The sequence below is a fragment of the Allohahella marinimesophila genome (genome assembly GCF_039538005.1).
In the GTDB taxonomy this organism is placed as follows: Bacteria; Pseudomonadota; Gammaproteobacteria; order Pseudomonadales; family Oleiphilaceae; genus Allohahella; species Allohahella marinimesophila.
The window spans coordinates 451,340-469,295 of record NZ_BAABBO010000009.1 but is presented as its reverse complement, the minus strand read 5'-3'; the positions used below and the strand labels follow the sequence as shown (position 1 = coordinate 469,295).

19 protein-coding genes are annotated in these 17,956 nt (G+C 57.1%); 6 read left to right on the top strand and 13 right to left on the bottom strand.

Translation table 11 applies throughout. From position 1 onward, the window contains the following. Entirely contained in the window at positions 1-765 is a 765-nt protein-coding gene (locus ABD735_RS10820; protein WP_344806205.1) for a glutathione S-transferase N-terminal domain-containing protein, read from the bottom strand. A gap of 23 nt (positions 766-788) precedes the next feature. Between ABD735_RS10820 and ABD735_RS10815 the strand changes: the two genes are divergently transcribed. Beyond that, complete coding sequence (locus ABD735_RS10815; RefSeq protein WP_344806203.1) at positions 789-1,436, top strand: glutathione peroxidase; 648 nt, start codon at positions 789-791, stop codon at positions 1,434-1,436. Here the strand turns inward: ABD735_RS10815 and ABD735_RS10810 are convergent. Next, a complete protein-coding gene (locus ABD735_RS10810; RefSeq protein ID WP_344806201.1) occupies positions 1,425-2,549 on the bottom strand; it encodes a succinylglutamate desuccinylase/aspartoacylase family protein in 1,125 nt (374 codons plus the stop codon). The two genes, ABD735_RS10815 and ABD735_RS10810, sit on opposite strands and share 12 nt — an antisense overlap. A 251-nt stretch (positions 2,550-2,800) precedes the next feature. Between ABD735_RS10810 and ABD735_RS10805 the strand changes: the two genes are divergently transcribed. Next, entirely contained in the window at positions 2,801-5,092 is a 2,292-nt protein-coding gene (locus tag ABD735_RS10805) for a hypothetical protein (protein ID WP_344806199.1), read from the top strand. A gap of 21 nt (positions 5,093-5,113) precedes the next feature. Here ABD735_RS10805 and ABD735_RS10800 read toward each other — a convergent pair whose 3' ends face one another. Next, a complete protein-coding gene (locus ABD735_RS10800) occupies positions 5,114-5,326 on the bottom strand; it encodes a hypothetical protein (protein WP_344806197.1) in 213 nt (70 codons plus the stop codon). A gap of 72 nt (positions 5,327-5,398) precedes the next feature. Between ABD735_RS10800 and ABD735_RS10795 the strand changes: the two genes are divergently transcribed. Together ABD735_RS10795 and ABD735_RS10790 are read left to right on the top strand one after the other, a co-directional pair. After that, positions 5,399-6,487, top strand: coding sequence for an SMP-30/gluconolactonase/LRE family protein (locus tag ABD735_RS10795; protein ID WP_344806194.1), 1,089 nt, complete (start codon positions 5,399-5,401; stop codon positions 6,485-6,487). A 78-nt stretch (positions 6,488-6,565) separates the two neighbouring features. Next, on the top strand, positions 6,566-6,922 hold the full coding sequence (locus ABD735_RS10790) for a hypothetical protein (protein ID WP_344806192.1): 357 nt from the start codon (positions 6,566-6,568) through the stop codon (positions 6,920-6,922). Positions 6,923-6,954: 32 nt separating this feature from the next. On the opposite strand, the gene ABD735_RS10785 is transcribed toward ABD735_RS10790, so the two are convergent. From ABD735_RS10785 to ABD735_RS10765, 5 genes are read right to left on the bottom strand one after another with little or no spacing between them, the layout of a single operon-like run. Beyond that, complete coding sequence (locus ABD735_RS10785; protein WP_344806190.1) at positions 6,955-8,298, bottom strand: serine hydrolase domain-containing protein; 1,344 nt, start codon at positions 8,296-8,298, stop codon at positions 6,955-6,957. Continuing rightward, positions 8,282-9,232, bottom strand: a complete 951-nt coding sequence (gene cyoE / locus ABD735_RS10780) for a heme o synthase (RefSeq protein ID WP_344806188.1) — start codon at positions 9,230-9,232, stop codon at positions 8,282-8,284. Before cyoE ends, ABD735_RS10785 begins: the two co-directional genes overlap by 17 nt. After that, positions 9,229-10,326, bottom strand: coding sequence for a COX15/CtaA family protein (locus ABD735_RS10775; RefSeq protein WP_344806186.1), 1,098 nt, complete (start codon positions 10,324-10,326; stop codon positions 9,229-9,231). The genes cyoE and ABD735_RS10775 overlap by 4 nt, the downstream gene beginning before the upstream one ends. A 35-nt stretch (positions 10,327-10,361) precedes the next feature. Beyond that, positions 10,362-11,033, bottom strand: a complete 672-nt coding sequence (locus ABD735_RS10770; protein ID WP_344806184.1) for a hypothetical protein — start codon at positions 11,031-11,033, stop codon at positions 10,362-10,364. After that, a complete protein-coding gene (locus ABD735_RS10765; protein WP_344806182.1) occupies positions 11,023-11,835 on the bottom strand; it encodes an SURF1 family protein in 813 nt (270 codons plus the stop codon). Before ABD735_RS10765 ends, ABD735_RS10770 begins: the two co-directional genes overlap by 11 nt. Before the next feature lie 117 nt (positions 11,836-11,952). Between ABD735_RS10765 and ABD735_RS10760 the strand changes: the two genes are divergently transcribed. Continuing rightward, entirely contained in the window at positions 11,953-12,153 is a 201-nt protein-coding gene (locus tag ABD735_RS10760) for a DUF2909 domain-containing protein (RefSeq protein WP_344806180.1), read from the top strand. Positions 12,154-12,194: 41 nt separating this feature from the next. Here ABD735_RS10760 and ABD735_RS10755 read toward each other — a convergent pair whose 3' ends face one another. The 4 genes from ABD735_RS10755 to coxB form a co-directional block, all read right to left on the bottom strand. Beyond that, positions 12,195-13,085 (bottom strand): cytochrome c oxidase subunit 3, encoded by an 891-nt coding sequence (locus ABD735_RS10755; RefSeq protein ID WP_344806178.1) that lies wholly within the window; start codon positions 13,083-13,085, stop codon positions 12,195-12,197. 80 nt (positions 13,086-13,165) lie between these two features. Next, on the bottom strand, positions 13,166-13,747 hold the full coding sequence (locus ABD735_RS10750; RefSeq protein ID WP_344806176.1) for a cytochrome c oxidase assembly protein: 582 nt from the start codon (positions 13,745-13,747) through the stop codon (positions 13,166-13,168). Between the two features lie 10 nt (positions 13,748-13,757). Beyond that, positions 13,758-15,344: a cytochrome c oxidase subunit I gene (gene ctaD, locus ABD735_RS10745; protein WP_344806174.1), complete on the bottom strand. Its 1,587-nt coding sequence runs from the start codon at positions 15,342-15,344 to the stop codon at positions 13,758-13,760. A gap of 38 nt (positions 15,345-15,382) precedes the next feature. Beyond that, positions 15,383-16,522, bottom strand: coding sequence for a cytochrome c oxidase subunit II (gene coxB, locus ABD735_RS10740; protein ID WP_344806172.1), 1,140 nt, complete (start codon positions 16,520-16,522; stop codon positions 15,383-15,385). 466 nt (positions 16,523-16,988) lie between these two features. On the opposite strand from coxB, the gene ABD735_RS10735 reads away from it, so the two are divergent. Further along, entirely contained in the window at positions 16,989-17,726 is a 738-nt protein-coding gene (locus ABD735_RS10735) for a hypothetical protein (RefSeq protein WP_344806170.1), read from the top strand. On the opposite strand, the gene ABD735_RS10730 is transcribed toward ABD735_RS10735, so the two are convergent. Next, positions 17,687-17,956, bottom strand: a complete 270-nt coding sequence (locus ABD735_RS10730) for a YheV family putative zinc ribbon protein (protein WP_344806168.1) — start codon at positions 17,954-17,956, stop codon at positions 17,687-17,689. The genes ABD735_RS10735 and ABD735_RS10730 overlap by 40 nt on opposite strands.

Below are 17,956 nucleotides of genomic sequence, written 5' to 3'. Positions count from 1 at the left end.
CTAGGCACGACCATACTGGTCGTTCAGGTATTGCAGGATTTTCGTTGACTCGAACAGTGACACCCCCGTGTTCGGGTCTTCAAGATAAGGCACCTGCACCCGACCATGCTTGCGCAGAAAAGCTTCTCGCTTGCTGCCAGGCAGCGGTTCATATTTACCAAGGTGCAAGCGCTGGGTAGCAGGACCGAGATCAGCAATCTGTTGCTTGCTCAGGTTGATCAAGGTGTAGCCCAGCTCCAGCTCTGTCAGGCGCTCACGAACCAGGCGCGAATATGGGCTGGACTCGAAGCTGTACAGGGTGAGCGGCTTTTCGGCCGGTCGCGAAGGCGTGGCCTTGACCCCGCGATTACCCCGAATGACTGTAGCAGCGTGAGACATCCAGCGGCTGATCAGCCCCTCCCTGAGCGGCAGTGGCACATTGCGACGCGAATAGGTATCGAAGAGAAAATTCACAATCTCGCTCGCGCCGGCGTAACCCTTGTCTGTCTGGGGGTTGAACAGGAACGGCACGCGAGTACTACCCGAGTGCGCCTTGAGCGCCTCAAGATAGCGTTGTCCGCGCTCTGGAAAGGGGAAGATCTGCGCATCGAGATTCAGCTCCGAAAGCGCCTCACGGACCAGCCGGCATTCGATACAGCCTTCACGGTCGAACAGATGCAGCTCCGGCTTTTCACCTCGCGGCCTGGGGGAAGCCATGGTGCCGCGCCAGAGTCTGGCAGTCGAAGCCAAAACGGAAGAGGCGACATCAAAAGTCTGGGGGTTCATACTGGCTCCGAAGCAACTCATTCATGAGTGACGAGGCCGAACTGTATTACAGCGCGGCGATGATGGCTAGTTTCTGGGAGTATACGATGCGTGCGATCACAATGCTGTCAGCCCTCTCGACAGGATTTCTGCTTTTTCAGTCACTTGTGCACGCACAGACAGACCTGGACAGCCCGCCAGTCGTCGAATGCAAGCCTCATCTGCAGCAAACCTTCCAGCAACTCCATAGCGACCAGATCATTGATCTGTGTGAGCGCGCAGCCGGCAAGGCGCTCGTGGTGGTGAATACCGCGAGCTTCTGTGGGTTCACCCCGCAATTCAAAGCGCTGGAGGCGCTGTACGAGGCCCGCAAGGGAGAGGGGCTCGAGATTATCGGTATTCCTTCCGACGACTTCAATCAGGAGTCGGCCGACCAGGCCGAGACGGCTACGATCTGCTTCAAAAATTATGGCGTGAGTTTCATGATGACGGAACCCGCGCATGTCACCGGCCCGAAGGCGAACCCGCTGCATCGCTGGCTCATCGAGACGACTGGCGAGGCGCCGCGCTGGAATTTCCACAAATACGTCATCGCACGAGACGGACGCGTGGTGGCTACTTTTCCGAGCAAAACCAGCCCGGACGCCGCCAGTTTCACCAGCGCCGTAGACCAGGCCCTATCAGATCTGTAGCAGCGATCCGGGTCGGCGATGAGCCAGTGCAGCGGAGCCCGCCACCTTGGCAATCTGGTCCCCGGGCCTGACCAGGCGACGATGGCTCAGGCCCATCAGGATGCCATCCGTGCGCGCGCGCAACTGCAGCCGGTTATCTGGCGGTAGCTGATCAATTCTCACGATATCCGCATAGTGTTCACCAGTCTTCAGCCGTTCACCGAGCTGTCTTCTGAACACGAGCAAGCCGGTTTCAGGGGCATACACCGTGTCGACTGCCTGCAGCGGCGAAATCTCGACGTCGCAGGTTCTCGAGTCAGCGGGAGCCTCGTCCACTACCCCAAAATGGCCAAGCACGCTCATGAGTCGCTCGGCATCATCCTCTGCCAGCACATCATCGACATCGATCTGACCACGATACTCCAGCGTCATCGTCAGGGGCATTTCAGCTTCGAGCTGTGTGTTACCAGTGGCCGACAGCAGATCGTACCAGGGCTTGAGGGCACTGCCGTCGAAAGCGATGACGCCCTCGAGCGGCTCAGTGAACAGATGGGTGAAGCCAAGCATGCCAGCCACCTCGGCAGCCTGAGTCTGCTGAAAATCGGCGCAATACGCATGGGCGGCTGTGTAGTCGTCGCAATGAAGATCGAACACGTAGTCAGCTTCGAGGGCCAGGCCCAGCAGGAGCTGTTTCAGATAATCAGTCTCATTGTCAGGGGATCGTGCACGCAGCGACTGTTGCAGGAAATTCCGGAAGCCTGGCCCCAGGTCATCAGGCAAGGTATCAATCTCAAACTCACCGACATTGAAGGTGGGGAAATTCCGATTGAAGTTACCCCGTCCGGTCAGGTCGAAGCGCCCTGTGACGTAACCGAAAATGTTCTGCGCCATGCCGACAGGATTGGCAAAGGGCACCAGGATCACCCGCCCCTTGAGCCGTCCATCGGCCTCTGCCGATGCGAGCAATGGGATAAGATGCTGTAGCACGAGCAGACCTGGCCATTCGTCAGCGTGCAGACCGGCCTGAAGATAGACCACTGGGCCCTTCGAACCGATTTCACCAAAGCGGTAAACCTGCAGTTCCCGGCGCGTACCCGGTGCCGGAGACCAGAGAGGAATGGTTTCAGTCTGCATGTTGAACTCCGAATCGTGGAATAAACGAGTGTTTGGCTGAATAGATGATCAATACGTTAACCCGATCATAGACAGGCGTCATGCTCTGTTGATAGCGTTGACAGCTATACAGATTTTACGAAACCAGCGACTGATGCGGCTGACTATCCTCTGATTCAGCATAGCCGACTGCGTTTATTCTGCTGGCCCGGCCAGGGCAGCTGGCTTATCCCATGACTCCATTTTACTGCACCATTCCAGAGCCTCAGTTCATGACAATCACCGAACAGCCGATGTTCCGCTCAGCCCTGTCTTATAGTCGTCCGGTGCGACTTATCCTGCTGGCACTTGCTGTCACCACAGTCCTTGCGGGCTGCAGCGATGACAGCAAGAAGGGCGGCTCAGCGACACTTGACCCAGAAGATGAACTGCCAGAAGGCAACATCTTCGACGGTCGTGTCATCGATGGCTATCTTCGAAATGCCTTCGTCTGGATGGACCTGAACGGGAATAATGATTACGAGGTGAACGAACCCTCGGCCGAGACCGGCAAGTTCGGTCTGTTTTCCTTCACCGAGGCGCAGCTGGCGGGCATCGAAAATCCAGCGGCGTATCCGCTGCTGGCCTTCGTCGAATCTGGCAAGGTCGTCGATGAAGATCTTATCGCTTTCAATGCTGCGACGCCGGAAGAGGAGGCACCGGGTCTTGTGCTGCGCTCCTACACCTTGAAGGCGCCGCCGGGCGTGCGCTTCATCACGCCTTTCAGCACGCTGACGGCTGCGTATATCAACCAGCAGGCGGAGGCCAATGCCGCAGACCCCGCCTATGTGCCACTTGATTTTCGGACGGCAGGCACAGCTGTCAGCGCCCTGCTCGAGCTCAATACCAACCTCTTGCGGGACTACGTAGCGGAATCGGAGTGGCGCCTGCATGGTTACTCGAAAGCCATAACAAAGGCGCTTCAGGCAGAGACCGAAAAGCTGGTCGAGGCAGCCGGCAGTCCCACAAAAGGCAGTCGGGACGTCATCGACAGGATACCGCCGGAAATAGTCCGCGACAGTCATCTGGCGCTGCTGGCGGATGTTGCCCTCTGGCTCCCTGTAGCCAATCGCTATGCCGAAGAAGTTCGAACGCCAGGCAATCTGCTGGGCATGCCGCTTCGACGTATCGAACGACACATGCGCATGGTGCTTGGCGTCGACACTCCCCTCGCCATCAGCAAAATCCAGTGGTTTGCCGGCAATTTGGCCGCTAGCTCGAGTCGCAACGACCTGGAAAGCAACACAGTGAGCCTGTCTTCAATTTCTGCAGGCGGCGTTAATATGATCGAGACCTGTGAGGATACTGCCAACCTGGCCTGCGAGCGCTTTGCCGAAACCGATTTCACCTATGGTGTATTTGGACGGGTGCTTCAGCAGAATGTCTTCGGTGCCATCGAGTTGCAGTTTCTGCCTCACCCCATATTCGGCTTTCAGCCGCATACAACCTTCCGACCAGAATCTACTGAGGTAGCTCGCCCGGCACCGGACCCTGAAGTAGCCGTCAGCTACCTGGAACCGAAACCGGCCGTGGAATCGGCTGTGTCCGGCGCGCGGGTGTCAGTCAACACGAGAGACTTCGCAAATCGCCTGTTTGAAGGATATTCCGACCTTGGCCAGCGCCCTGACGACCCCAACACCTGGGAGGTGCGCCTCGGGAGTGAGGGCGAGACCTGCGCCGCCTACAGCACTTACTATGTCGAAGCCGAGGAGACGAGTCGCAATCCATCTGGAGCTACGACGGGCTGCCTCGACTATCTATGGCGATTCAGCTTCGACGTCGCTGGCCGAATCATTAACGAAAGCGTTATTCAGCTGTCACCGTTCAGGGTGTATCGGGTCACGCGCGCTTACGAAGCTGTCGATGGCGATGAGCCGACCTCACTGAAGCTGCTGAGTATCAGCATGCAGGCAGATCGCAGTGTATCGCTGGCGAACCCTTCGGTGCGCAGCGAGCTCTTGGGCGGCCCAGCCACCAGCGATGCGCCACTTGAAAAGCTCGAAGACCTCACTGTTTCAGCCCGCAAGGTGGAAGCGGCCATTCCGGAGGAGGAGCCAGCCGGTGCCGCCGAACGCTTTCAACGTATCGTCGAGACACCAACCCTCGACGCCGAAAGCGTGCAAGCAGGCCTCAACCAGCTGGCACCGCAGTTCAGCGATCTGTTCGGCTTCAATCCTATCGGCATCATCTTCAGTGACACCGAGGAAGCCTGCAGCTTGTTGCCCGCTGGCGCTGAGGCCGTGGCCCCGGTTGAGCTGGCAAGTTTCAACTATAGTGGCGATCGATTGACCTCGGTCTGCCGGCCAAACCTCGGCTGCCCGATCAATACTGACGAGAGCCGGCTGACAGCGTCCTGGTGCTGGCACCTCGAGTATGAGAGTCAGCGGCCGGTCACGGCGTATCTGGAGCAAATCCCGGCGAATACACCGCCTCAGGGCCCGTCCAGTAATAACATCGTGATGCTTCAGCGCTTTCAGTACGAGCCACTCGTGGACCTGCTGGACGATAGCGCGAAAAACAACTGAAGCCGAGACATCTTCCGAATCTCAGGCCCTTGCCAGCAAGGCAAAGGTCTCTGATTCGGCATCGAAGCTGACGATGGTATGGCCGGCGCGAATGTCCCGCTCCAGTCGGGCACAGTCCTTGTCCAGATCGCCCCCATAGGCGTCAGCCTCACTGGTTCTGAGCACCATGTCCTGAAGGAAGCTGGCTTTCGCCTCGTCATCCAGTTTATTCAGAAAGTCTGGTGGAAGTTCCATGGACGCTACCTCTTTGCTTGAACAATGTTTACCATTCCGCGATTCATCCTGCCATTGAAGGAAAGTAGTGTCATGCGTTCTGTTGCTTTATTCGTGCTCGCCATCGTGCTGTGTGCGCTGGTGTTCCTGACAACCCTGTGGCTGAACGCGCCCATCAATGCCTTGGCTTGGCACCCTGAGTCACCACAACAGGCGCCTCAGACCGAGAGCCTGCAACAGATTCCAGTTCTGGCCAGCGGTAAGTTGGCTGGTGCTGAGGATGTGCATCCTGTGCGTGAGGCCGATCGTGAACAATGGCTGGTGTATACCGGCATGGCCAATGGCGAAATCATAAGAATTGCCAAGGACGAACGCATTGAAGTCCTGGCCGATACCGGTGGCCATCCACTCGGCCTGGCGCTGGACACGGAGGATCGACTCGTCATCGCCGACGCTGAACGTGGGCTTTTGAGACTGGATCTCGACACGCTGGCACTTGAAACCCTCGCGCCGAGAGGCGGACCGATGCAGCTCAATTTCGTCGACGATGTCGATATTGCGGCCAATGGCGTCATCTACTTCTCGGATGCCTCCTCAGGCCGTGACATGGACGAGCTACAACTGGAAATACTCGAGGCCCGTCCTCGCGGACGGCTGTTCGCTTATGATCCCGCTGCCGCCGAGGGTGAGCGACTTTCGCTATTGCTGGATAAGCTGTACTTTGCGAACGGCGTAGCCGTGACAGCGGATCAGCAGTCGGTCCTGGTCAACGAAACATTCCGTTACCGGGTAACCCGATACTGGCTCGATGGCCCGAAAAAAGGCGAATCAGAGGTCTTCGCCGACCGCTTGCCGGGTTTCCCCGATGGCATATCCCGTGGGAGTGACGGTCGCTACTGGGTAGCGCTGTTCGCGCCCCGAAACAGCGCGCTGGACAATGCTCACCCTTATCCTGTCCTCAAGGAACTGATGGCTGCGCTACCCGAGAGTCTGCAGCCCGAGGCCGCTCGCCATGGCGCGGTGCTCGGCCTGAATGAGGAGGGGGACATCATTGCCAGCCTGCAGGATCCGAGCGGTGAACATGTCTGGGAAATCACTTCTGTCGAGGAAGCTGATGACGGTACGCTATATCTTGGGACCTTGACCGGCGACAGGATTGGCGCTTTGCCAGCCATCGACTGAGGCCAGACGGCCTCGCGGATCGTAAACTTTGCTATGCTTTAAACAGCCTGTTCCAGTCACGATCACCCAGAGGTCTGTATGTCTGCGTCACCTGCCCGAATCACTGATGCGAGTCTCGAGTTTCAGTCCCTGATCGATGTGCTCGACGATGCTTACTGGGAGGCCTCGACACTCGAGAGCAAAGACATCATCTACGATATCCTCACCGTTTTTCACCGCGAGCTGAATGAGCTGAACAAGCTGAGCATTCAGGATCATCACTATCCTTACGAGATGATCACCGATGTCATTCGTCAGGTCAGCCCAAAGCTACATCGACTGCTCGCTAATGTGAACAAGCTTGTGGAGCGGACGCACACGCAAGTGCGGCTGAACAGAACACTCCGCAATGCCATCGCGATCGTGGATCAACAGAGCGGTAGCTGGGGCCAGTAACGTCTCGTGCCATCGACATGGCACCGTGAACATCAGCGCTGGTCGTTTCGCTCGCACACCGAGTTGATGCGTTTGAGAATAAGACCCAGTGGCAGAAGATGGTGACTCACCAGACTGAGGCCGGTCGTCAGCAGTGATACTGAGATATTGCGCTGGGGATCGGCCCAACAGAACTTGTTGATCAGGCCGATGTGTCCGAAGGCCTGCTTCGAAAACGGACCAAAGAGCCCAACAGGGTCAGCGCCAAGCATGAGGCCTGCGCTGTAGCGCATCGGAATGAGCATGGTGCGATCGATACTGCAGGTACCCACCTCCTCAGTCAGCCGCTGTACAGAGCGTTCTGACAACACCTGCTGTCCATTCCAACGCCCACCCTGAAGCAGCATCTGGAAGAAGCGTGAAGTCTCCTCTGCTGTCGAGTAGATATTTCCTGCGGGCACGACCGCGTTATGCCAGGGCTCGCCATTGGAGATTCTGGCAGCTTCCTTGAAACTTGCGCCAAGTGCTCGCTTGACCACGAGGGATAATGGAAAGGGCGTCGATGGTCCCGCGGCCACGTTGACGGCGCCCTTGTCCCTGAACTCTTCAGCCAGTCCGTACTGAAAATACTTCATGCCCAAGGGCTTGCGAAGATGTGTGTCGAGGTAGTTCTGTATCGAATTACCGGTCACCTTTTCGAGAACCTTGGCCAGCACGAATCCGCCGGTGATGGCATGGTAGGCCAGCTTGCCACCGTCGACAGCAATTGGTTTCGCCTCACAGAGCAGGCGCCATACCCGCTCATCATCATACAGCGTCTCGACCGGCTCGTGGGCCGGGAGGCCAGGTATGCCGCCACGATGCGACAGAATTTGATGAATGGTGATATCACCCTTGCCGCGTTCAGCGAATTCAGGACGATAGAAACTCACTGGATCACTGAGGCTTATCTCTCCGTCTTCCACCAGTTTGTGGATGAGCGCCCCGGTGACGGCCTTGCTGGCCGAGAAGATGCACACCGGCGTGTCGAGGCGGATTCGACTGCCCGCGGTCGCCGCGGACTCGGCATCGCCTGATTCCGGCAATGCTGCGTGACCGATGGCCCGATGCATCAACAGCTTGCCCTGCTTGCGGATGCAGAGGGTGACGGCCGGCTGGGTACCACTCTGGTACAGCGCTGTAGTGGCCTCCCAGATGCTCTCAACGCCGTCCCGGCTAATGCCAAGCGTCTCGGGATCAACCTCGTTCGGGTCAATGTCGGTGATATTTGCAAGCCCAGCCGCATTCGCCGGAGCTTCCAGTAAATTGAGCTGCCTTCTCAGGAAGCCGTTGGAGCTGCGGGCCAGGCCCTGGCTGACGCTGGAGTAAAGCTGCAGAGGATCAGTATAAGAAGGCATCGAATATATAGCGGTCCATGAGGAGTGCCACGAAAAGCAGCATCAGGTAAGTGATTGAAAATCTGAATGTGAGTATGGCAGCGCGCGGCTTGCTGTCTCTCAGCAGCCAGACAGCCCATTGTATGAAACGCCCACCCAGCACCAGGGCGCATACCCAGTAGAACCAGCCGCTCATGCCGGTGATGAAAGGCAGCATGGAAATGGCCAGCAGGATGAAGGTGTACAGCAGAATATGCAGTCTGGTGTAGGCATCGCCATGAGTAACCGGCAGCATGGGAATTTCAGCCTGGGCGTACTCAGCCTTGCGGTGCACAGCCAGCGCCCAGAAGTGCGGTGGCGTCCAGGCGAATATGATCAGCACCAGCAGCAGTGCATGGCCGGACACCTCACCTGTAACTGCGGTCCAGCCCAGCAGGGGTGGCGCGGCGCCTGCGAGGCCGCCCAGCACGATATTCTGTGGCGTCGCCCGCTTCAGGAACATGGTGTAGACCACGGCATAGCCAATGAGCGAAGCGAAGGTCAACCAGGCAGTGATACTGTTCACGAAGCCCATGAGGATGGCGAAGCCAGCGCCACTGATGAGGACCGCAAAAGTCACTGCTCGATTGACCGGAATCTTGCCCTGGGCCACAGGTCTCATGCGCGTTCGCGCCATGATCGAGTCGATTCGGTGGTCGACGACGTGGTTGATGACCGCCGCACCTCCCGCCATCAGCGCGATTCCCAGATTACCCAGGATCATGGCGGTCCATGGGAATGCCTCAAAGGGAGCGAGAAGGACACCCACGACGGATGTCAGCAACATGAGTGCTACGACGCGAGGTTTGCAGAGCTCGAGATAATCTTTCCAGACCGCACGCGCAGGCGCCGCGCCAACCCCTTCAGGTCGCTGTAGCGTGTCGTCTATGAGTTCTGAACTGGCGTGCACTGTCATGAAGAATATGTCCCGCTTTGGTTTGGCATATTGTCTTTGTTATGGTCCAGCGACGCTGAAGGCTGGAGTACCGTCTGAACATAAAGAATCGAAAACAGGCAGACCAGCAGCAGCGCTGCCACGGCATTATGAAGCACCGCACTCCAAAGTGGAACGAACGCGAGCACATTGGTGATGCCCAAGGCCACTTGAATGGTCAGAAGCACCCCGGCAACGAGCGCCAGCCGCTGGAGTATCGGCTGACCATTTCGATAAACACCGACAATCAGCCACAACAACACAAGCGTCGTCACAATCGCGCCGACCCGATGAGTGAAATGGATGGCCACTCGAGCCTCGCTATCCAGCATGCCACCCAAATAGTTTGGACCCACATGCTGGGTAAAATCGAAGCCACGACTGAAGTTCATGGCGGGCCAATAGCTGCCGTGACAGGTCGGCAGGTCCACACAGGCCAGAGCAGCATAGTTCGCGCTCATCCACCCTCCAAGAGCGATCTGAACGACGAGCACGACGATGGCCAGTACGATCAGCGGTCGCAGTCGACGAGCTGCAGCCAACTGATTGTGGGCAGCAGTGATGGTCGGCACCCATATACGCCATGACATCAATGCCAGCAGACTCAAGGTCGCAAATCCTCCGAGCAGGTGTGCCGTGACCACCTGCGGCCAGAGCTTCAGCGTCACTGTCCACATCCCGAAGAGCCCTTGCAGTATCACCATGGCCAGCAGCGCTGACGCATGAAGCGAGATATTTGGCACGCCCCCCTTCATACCCGGTCGCTGCTGCTTCAGCGAAAGCCCGGCCATGATCAGAATGAACAGGCCCAGCGTGGCGGCAATGTAGCGGTGGATCATTTCCGGCCAGCCTTTGTCTGCCTCTACTGGCGAGTCAGGATACAGCGCTTCGGCACGCTCAACGTCCTCTGTGGCTTGGGGCACGCCTAGCATGCCATAGCACCCCGGCCAGTCAGGGCAGCCAAGGCCAGCATCCACAAGCCGCGTATAAGCACCTTTCATGATCACCAGCATGGCGAAACACAGTGCGAACACACTGAGATAGCGAAGGACTCTGGAGTGTCGGGGCGATGTCATTGGACTACTCGTGTTGAATGATGACAGGAACGGCTTTAGCCGATTTTCGAGACTTTGAGCAAGCGCTTGAGATCTTCAAGAATGGCCTTGCCATCAGTCGCCTGTGGATAGTACATGATGAAATTGCCATTCGGGTCGGCAAGCACGAAGTCCCCAGGCTGCGGGTCGATCCCGGCGCCGCCGAGCCAGGTCTCAATGGCAATTTCCGCCTCGGCTCCCATGCTCACGAGCTGAATTTTCGAGTACTCGGCCAGCGCCTCACCGCGGCTGGCTTCGGTCATACCCTGTTGCAGCCAGCCATACCCTATACGATCCTGATCCTTGCCTACGGCGACAGTGACCTGACGGGCGATGTAGAGGGCAGGCTGATCACGCTCCAGTGCCTCTGCTGGTCCCGCGGCCGAATCACCAATGACACTGAGCAGCCATTTGGGCTTGTCATCAGGCTGCTTCATCGAATCGCGTTGCCAGATTTCGGACAGCGCCGGCACCGTGTCCGCCTGCAAAGGTGGCAGCACAAGGGTGCCATTATTGGTGGAGGTCTCTGGCACGCCGACCTGGCCAAAATACATGAAGGCCGCCAGAAAGACGGGCGCCAGCGCGATACTGAACAAGGCCAGCAGCTTGAGCTGACCCAGACGTCGGTTCGGTGGGGCGCTGTGCTGGTTTTCGGCGGGATCCACTGAGGGGGTGTGACTATCGGTCATGTTTCTGTTCCAGGTTCTGAGGGTAAGTGTCGTCGTCCCCACGGCGGGCCAACTGCCAGACAGTCAGCGCCATCAGTGCGATGGCCATGGCGAACCACTGCAGGGCATAACCGGTATGCTTGGCGGCGGACATCACATTCGGCGTCCAGAATGGCTGCAGACCGCCTGGGGACTCCGGGGCCATACGCAGCACCCAGGGCAGTACTGATGGTGACGCTGGCCGATCTGCCAGGAACGCGCTGTCAGCGAAGCCCTCGAGCAGCGCTGGAGGATCGACCATCATCTGCACACGCCTCGGCCATTGGGCCTTGCGCGCATTCGCTTCAGTATTTTCCATGATCAGGGGCGCCGCCTGCAAAGTATCCGCCTGCCCCACGATCTCGACAAGACCCTCAGGTACCGACAGAGCTTCAGCCGAGGGCAATGTTGAACGACGGGCATCGCCAGGCACCCATCCTCGCTCCACTAAAAGGCAACTCTGCGTTTCAGGGTCGCAAAAGGGGGTGAAGACCCGGTATCCGAATGCGCCCTGGAAGATCTGGTTATCGTAGAGCACTTGCCGATCGGGCAGAAATTCGCCTTTGATGCGCAATCTGGTGAAGCCTTCGGGACGGTCTGAAGACTGCCAGTCGAACAGGCGTGGCTCAGCTTCACTACCCGCCTCCAATCGCGACATCAGGTCAGCCTTCTCATCGCTCCGCGACAATTGCCACAAGCCGAGATAGATGAACAAGGGCGTAAAGAATCCGGCGAATAGCAGTATCTTCCAGTGCTGACGCAGAATGCCGATCAACGGCGACATGGCGGATGAGCCCGCTCGATCCGATCCGACGATGCCTGTGCAGATGTCGAAAACATAAAAGTGTGGAGACGGCGCTGCAATTCGACCACACTGGCCGAAAAAAAGGTGGTCTGATACATGAAATTCATACTAGGTGCGTTAGTGATCGCGGCGATCGTCAGTCTGTTCAGTGGACTGGTCTTCCTCATCAAGGATGCTGGCGAGGGCGATCGTCTTATCAAGGCGCTGTGGTATCGCCTTGGCTTTTCAATTGCGGTATTGGTGCTTATCGTTGTGCTGGTGTACACAGGTCACCTGACTCTGAACCCACAGCCCTGAAACGTCTGTCGCCCGGATGCGGGCGACGGGTGAGCATGGCCTCAGATGACGTAGACGAAGACGAACAAGGCCAGCCACACAACGTCGACGAAGTGCCAGTACCATGATGCCGCTTCAAATCCGAAGTGGCTCTTCGCCGAAAAGTGGCCAAACATGTAGCGAATCAGAATGACCAGCAGAATGATCGCGCCCAGCGTAACGTGCACACCATGGAACCCGGTAAGCAGGTAGAAGGTAGTGCCATAAATGCCGGAATCCATGGTCAGATTCAGCTCGGTATAGGCAAGATAATATTCGTAGACCTGATAGCCAATAAAGACTGCGCCGAGCAGCACGGTCAGCGCCGTCCAGATAATAACCTGTGCGCGCTTGTCCTTCTTGATGGCATGGTGGGCGATTGTCAGTGTGACACTCGAGGCCAGCAGCAGAACAGTGTTGAGCAAGGGGATATGCCAGGGGTCGACCGTCTTGGTCGGACCGGGAAACAGTTCCGGATTCGGGTTGGTCATGAGCGGCCAGGCAGCCTGGAACTCCGGCCAGAGCAACGTATTCATAGCACCATCGCCTGCACCGCCCAGCCACGGCACTGCCAGAAAGCGTGCGTAAAACAAGGCTCCGAAGAAAGCGGAAAAGAACATGACTTCGCTAAAGATGAACCAGGCCATGCCCCAACGGAAGCTACGATCCATCTGAGAACTATACATGCCTGACATGCTCTCTTTTGCCACGGCTCCGAACCAGCCGAAGAACATGAAAACCATGATCGCGGCACCGACACTGAAAACGATCCACGAGGTTTGCGTGTCAGCGCCGCCGGTTTGATCAACGAGCACAGAGCCAAGACCGTACATCAGCAGAAACAAACCGACAGTGGCGATGATCGGCCACTTGCTCTGCTCCGGTACATAATAGGATTCGTAATTGGCGCTCATGCGTGAGTAACTCCCTGATCTCGTTGACAGACGATTGCTGTGATTATTATTGCGTCCACTGTTTCGCTTCCGGTGTTCACCTAGAGGCCCGCATGATCCTGGACCTCAAACATTGTGTATGACAGCGTCAGGGTCTTGATGTCTTCAGGCAGGTCCCTGTCAATGAAGAAACGCAGACCCATCAGGGTGTCGGCGCCGGCTTCGAGTTCCTGTCGCTGGAAACAGAAGCACTCTGTCTTGTGAAAATAGTCGGCACCTTTGGAAGGCGCCACACTCGGAATGGCCTGAGCGACTATAAAGCGATCAGTAGGGTTGCGGGCGAAGAAATCCACCTGCACCGGCTCGCCGACGACCACGTCCATCTGCTTGTTTTCCGGCGGATTGAAGATCCATGGCATGTTGGCGTTGTTACTCGTCGTGAACTGCACCCTGACCACGCGGCGTGACTCACCTTCGCCCGGCACCGCAGTGGAAATTTCACCCTCATAACGGCCGTTGGTTTTGCCATTGATACCGGTGATATCGCAGAACAGATCGTAGAGTGGCACCAGCGCGAAACCAAAACCGAACATGGCGACGACGACGAACAGCAATTTGCGCACCGTGCCTGCGTGGGAGCGCGGTGGGGTGCTGTTGCCTGGCTGTTCGTTATTCTCGCTCACGTTCTTGACCTCAGTTGACCTTCGGTGGCGTTGCAAATGTGTGATAAGGCGCTGGTGACGGAATTGTCCACTCCAGACCTTCTGCGCCCTCCCAGACGGACGCCGTAGCACGCTTGCCACCCTTGACGCACTTCAGCACGATAAAGAGGAACAGCAGCTGCGTGGTACCAAACAGGAAGGCACCGATACTGGCGACCATATTGAAGTCTGCAAACTGCAGCGCGTAATCCGGAATACGACGTGGCATTCCCGCCAGTCCCACGAAGTGCATGGGGAAGAAGGTCAGGTTGACGCCGATAAAGGATAGCCAGAAGTGCAGCTTGCCCAGCGTTTCGTCGTACATGTAGCCAGTCCACTTGGGCAGCCAGTAATAGGCCGCCGCAAATATACTGAAGATCGCACCTGGCACCAGCACGTAATGGAAGTGAGCCACCACGAAGTAGGTATCGTGATACTGGAAGTCAGCCGGCGCCATAGCGAGCATCAGCCCCGAAAAGCCACCGATGGTAAACAGGATCACGAAGGCGACCGAGAACAGCATCGGCGTCTCGAAAGTCAGTGAACCCTTGAACATGGTGCTGACCCAATTGAAGACCTTCACACCAGTCGGCACGGCAATCAGCATCGTTGCGTACATGAAGAACAGCTCGCCTGCCAGCGGCATGCCGACAGTGAACATGTGGTGAGCCCAGACCAGGAAGCTCAGTACCGCGATGGATGCTGTCGCATACACCATCGAGGCGTAGCCGAACAAGGGCTTGCGGCTGAAGGTCGGGATGATCTGCGAGACGATACCGAAGGCAGGCAGAATCATGATGTACACTTCAGGATGACCGAAGAACCAGAACACGTGCTGGAACAGCACCGGATCACCACCACCCTCAGGCTTGAAGAAACTGGTACCGAAGTGGATATCGGTCAACATCATGGTGACGACACCAGCCAGAACCGGCATGACCGCAATCAGCAGGAATGCGGTGATCAACCATGACCAGACGAACATCGGCATCTTCATCATCGTCATGCCAGGCGCACGCATGTTCAGGATGGTTGCGATAACGTTGATGGCACCCATGATCGAAGAGATACCCATCATGTGCACGGCAAAGATGAAGAAAGTCACGCTCGGCGGCGCGTAGGTGGTCGACAACGGTGCGTAGAAGGTCCAGCCGAAGTTGGGGCCACCGCCTTCCATGAACAGGGTCGAGACCATCAGACTGAAAGCGAACGGCAGGATCCAGAAGCTCCAGTTGTTCATTCGTGGCAGCGCCATGTCAGGCGCACCTACCATCATCGGAATCAGCCAGTTGGCCAAACCGACGAAGGCTGGCATGACCGCACCAAACACCATGATGAGACCATGCATGGTCGTCATCTGGTTAAAGAAATTCGGTGCTACGATCTGCAGACCAGGCTCGAAAAGCTCCGCCCTGATAACCAGCGCCATACACCCGCCAAGCAGGAACATGGTGAAGCTGAACCACAGGTACATCGAACCGATATCCTTGTGGTTGGTCGTATACAGCCAGCGCGTGAACCCCTTGGCAGGGCCGTGATGATGATCATCGTGGTGATGGGAATCTATTACCGCACTCATGTCCTGTCTCCTGAGCCTGTTGCAGACCAACCGGCCGCTTATTTAAGTCCGCTGACGTCTTTTGGTTCGAGCATGTCGCCGAGGTCATTGCCCCAGGCATTCCGTTCGTAGGTGACTACTGCGGCAATGTCTACATCGCTGAGCTGGCCACCGAAGGCAGGCATGGATGTACCCGGGCTACCCTTGATCACGATTTCGGCATGCGCTTCGATGGCGCCTACTGCCAGGCCCTGGCCAACAAGCGACGGGAAGGTCGGCGGCAAGCCCTGACCATTGGCCTGATGACAGCCTGCACAATTTTTCGCATACACCGCTTCGCCACGCTCGGTCAGTTCAGCGAGTGTCCACTCCTTGCTCTGCAATTCGAATTCTTCCTTGGCTTTTTCCTGCTTGGCCAGCACCCACTCGTCATATTCTGCCTGCTCGACAGCTTTGACGACCACCGGCATGAAGCCATGGTCCTTGCCACATAATTCAGTGCACTGGCCACGGTAGGTGCCGGGTGTATCGATACGGGTCCAGGATTCGTTGATATAGCCTGGGATGGCGTCACGCTTGACGGCGATATCAGGCACCCACCAGGAGTGGATGACGTCCGCTGCGGTCACGAGGAAGCGAATTTTCTTTCCGACGGGAACGACGACTGGCTCATCGACATCCAGAAGATAGTGCTCGCCTTTCTCGGCGCGATTATAGAGTTCGTCCTGATGCGTCTCCATCACACTGAAGTAGCCGAAATCTTCCTTCAGGTAATCGTAACGCCATTTCCACTGATAGCCGGTGATCTTGATATCGATCTCGGAATCATTTGTATCGTACATTTCGATGAGGGTACCGGTGGCTGGTATGGCCATGCCGATGAGGATAACGAAGGGAATGGCTGTCCAGATAATTTCTACGGTGGTGCTTTCGTGGAACTTGCTGGCCTTGGCGCCCCTGCTCTTGCGGTAGGCGAACATTGACCAGAACATGACGCCGAAGACGACGACACCGATGGCTATACAAACCCAGAGAATAAGCATGTGAAGGTCGAAGACCTTATGGCTGATCTCAGTGACACCCTCCCGCATATTAAGCGTCCATTCGGCGCTGGCAACCAGGGGAACCATACCCAGCACTGCCGCAGCGATGGCAAGCGAGAGCCGACGGGGCCGTCGGAGGTGTGAGAGGACAGTCATGCAAGCTCCACAGTCTATAGCTGAATCCTGGAAACCCGGGCGCAACTAGCTGGCATCGATGATCGACTGCGGATGAGAGAACAAAAATGAAGGGCATGCACCGTCCTCGCGAGCCTGCGCCAGTTTGATGGCGAGAATCACGGGAGCAGACATCGCTGCGCGATCTGTTATTGTTCTTCCAACTCCGCATAGCCGAGAGTATCGACAGCGACAACTTTCGCAAGGCTGCCCTCTATCGACGTCTCTTTGCAAGACAATCAGTTAGGGGGCATCAATACAACTACTGGCACTGACCAATTAGCTACGGGGTTATTTGCGGCCAGTATAAGCATATTCTGAAGCAGGCAGCAATTACCTTTTTATCGGGCTTGAGTCTACACTCAGGAGTGCACATGCTTGAGTCTCAGAAACAGTTCAAATCCTGTTCGGACCCTGTCATGGCTCACCATGAGGTAAGGAACACGGGATGACGCTCGATGTTGTAGACGAGATCATCAATTCCGGTGTACGGAGAGATTTCGAAGCCAGCGGCCTGCAGCTCTGGATCGGTCGAAGACTGGGCCAGTTGCCAGGCAGGATCTCCATCGCCGACAAGGATGCGGGCGCTGCGCTTGGCGCATTCGTGCGCCTGTATATTTCAGTGGTGCCTGCGCTACTCCAGTGCCTTGCTCGCGACGCTGAACCAGACGGACTCCTCAGCGCCATTTGCGCGCAGTGCGTTCGATACTTCACCGAACTTCCCGAAGCCGTCACCGGACAATCCGGTGTGAGTGGTCTGCTGATCAAGGCGTACCGCTGCCACCGCCTGGTCGAGGAGTTCCGCGACACCTATCCTGACCTCGGTCGTAGCGAAGCCTTCCATTTCGTCAATGACGAAGCCAATCTGCTGGTTCATCAGCTGGTCGGAGAACCCTTCGCCAATGAAGTCGATATGGCTTGCGAGAACGATCTCGATCAGTTGATCAACCAGGTGAGTGGGCCCAGTGGCTTCGACAGTCGGGCCTTTGCACAGTCTCTCGCAATCGCGGCGGGCGCATCGCGGAAAGGGTCCGGTGATGACTGCGACTGCCTGTGCAAACGCCGCCATGCCGGAGGCTGCTTTCGCCTGAGGGAAAACGATCTGGTGAACCTGCTCACCGCACACAAGATTGCCCTCAGCCTGGGTTATGAGTCGGGCTTCGGATCCCGCTTCGGCAACTTGTAGAATTTGATCGGCTGTTCTTTCACTGCAGCCTTCGCTGCCTGATCCTGCTGCTTGCGGACCTCCATGCGATTGGCTGGCAACTCCGGTGCCGGTGGATCGTTCAAGGCCTCATTGAAGCCGCAGGCAACACAATCCCGAACCTGCTTGCCCTGCTCGTTGGTCCAGGCGCGGATCTTGTCCATCGCCGCACAACGCGGGCAGACGGCTCCGGCAATGAATCGCTTGACCAT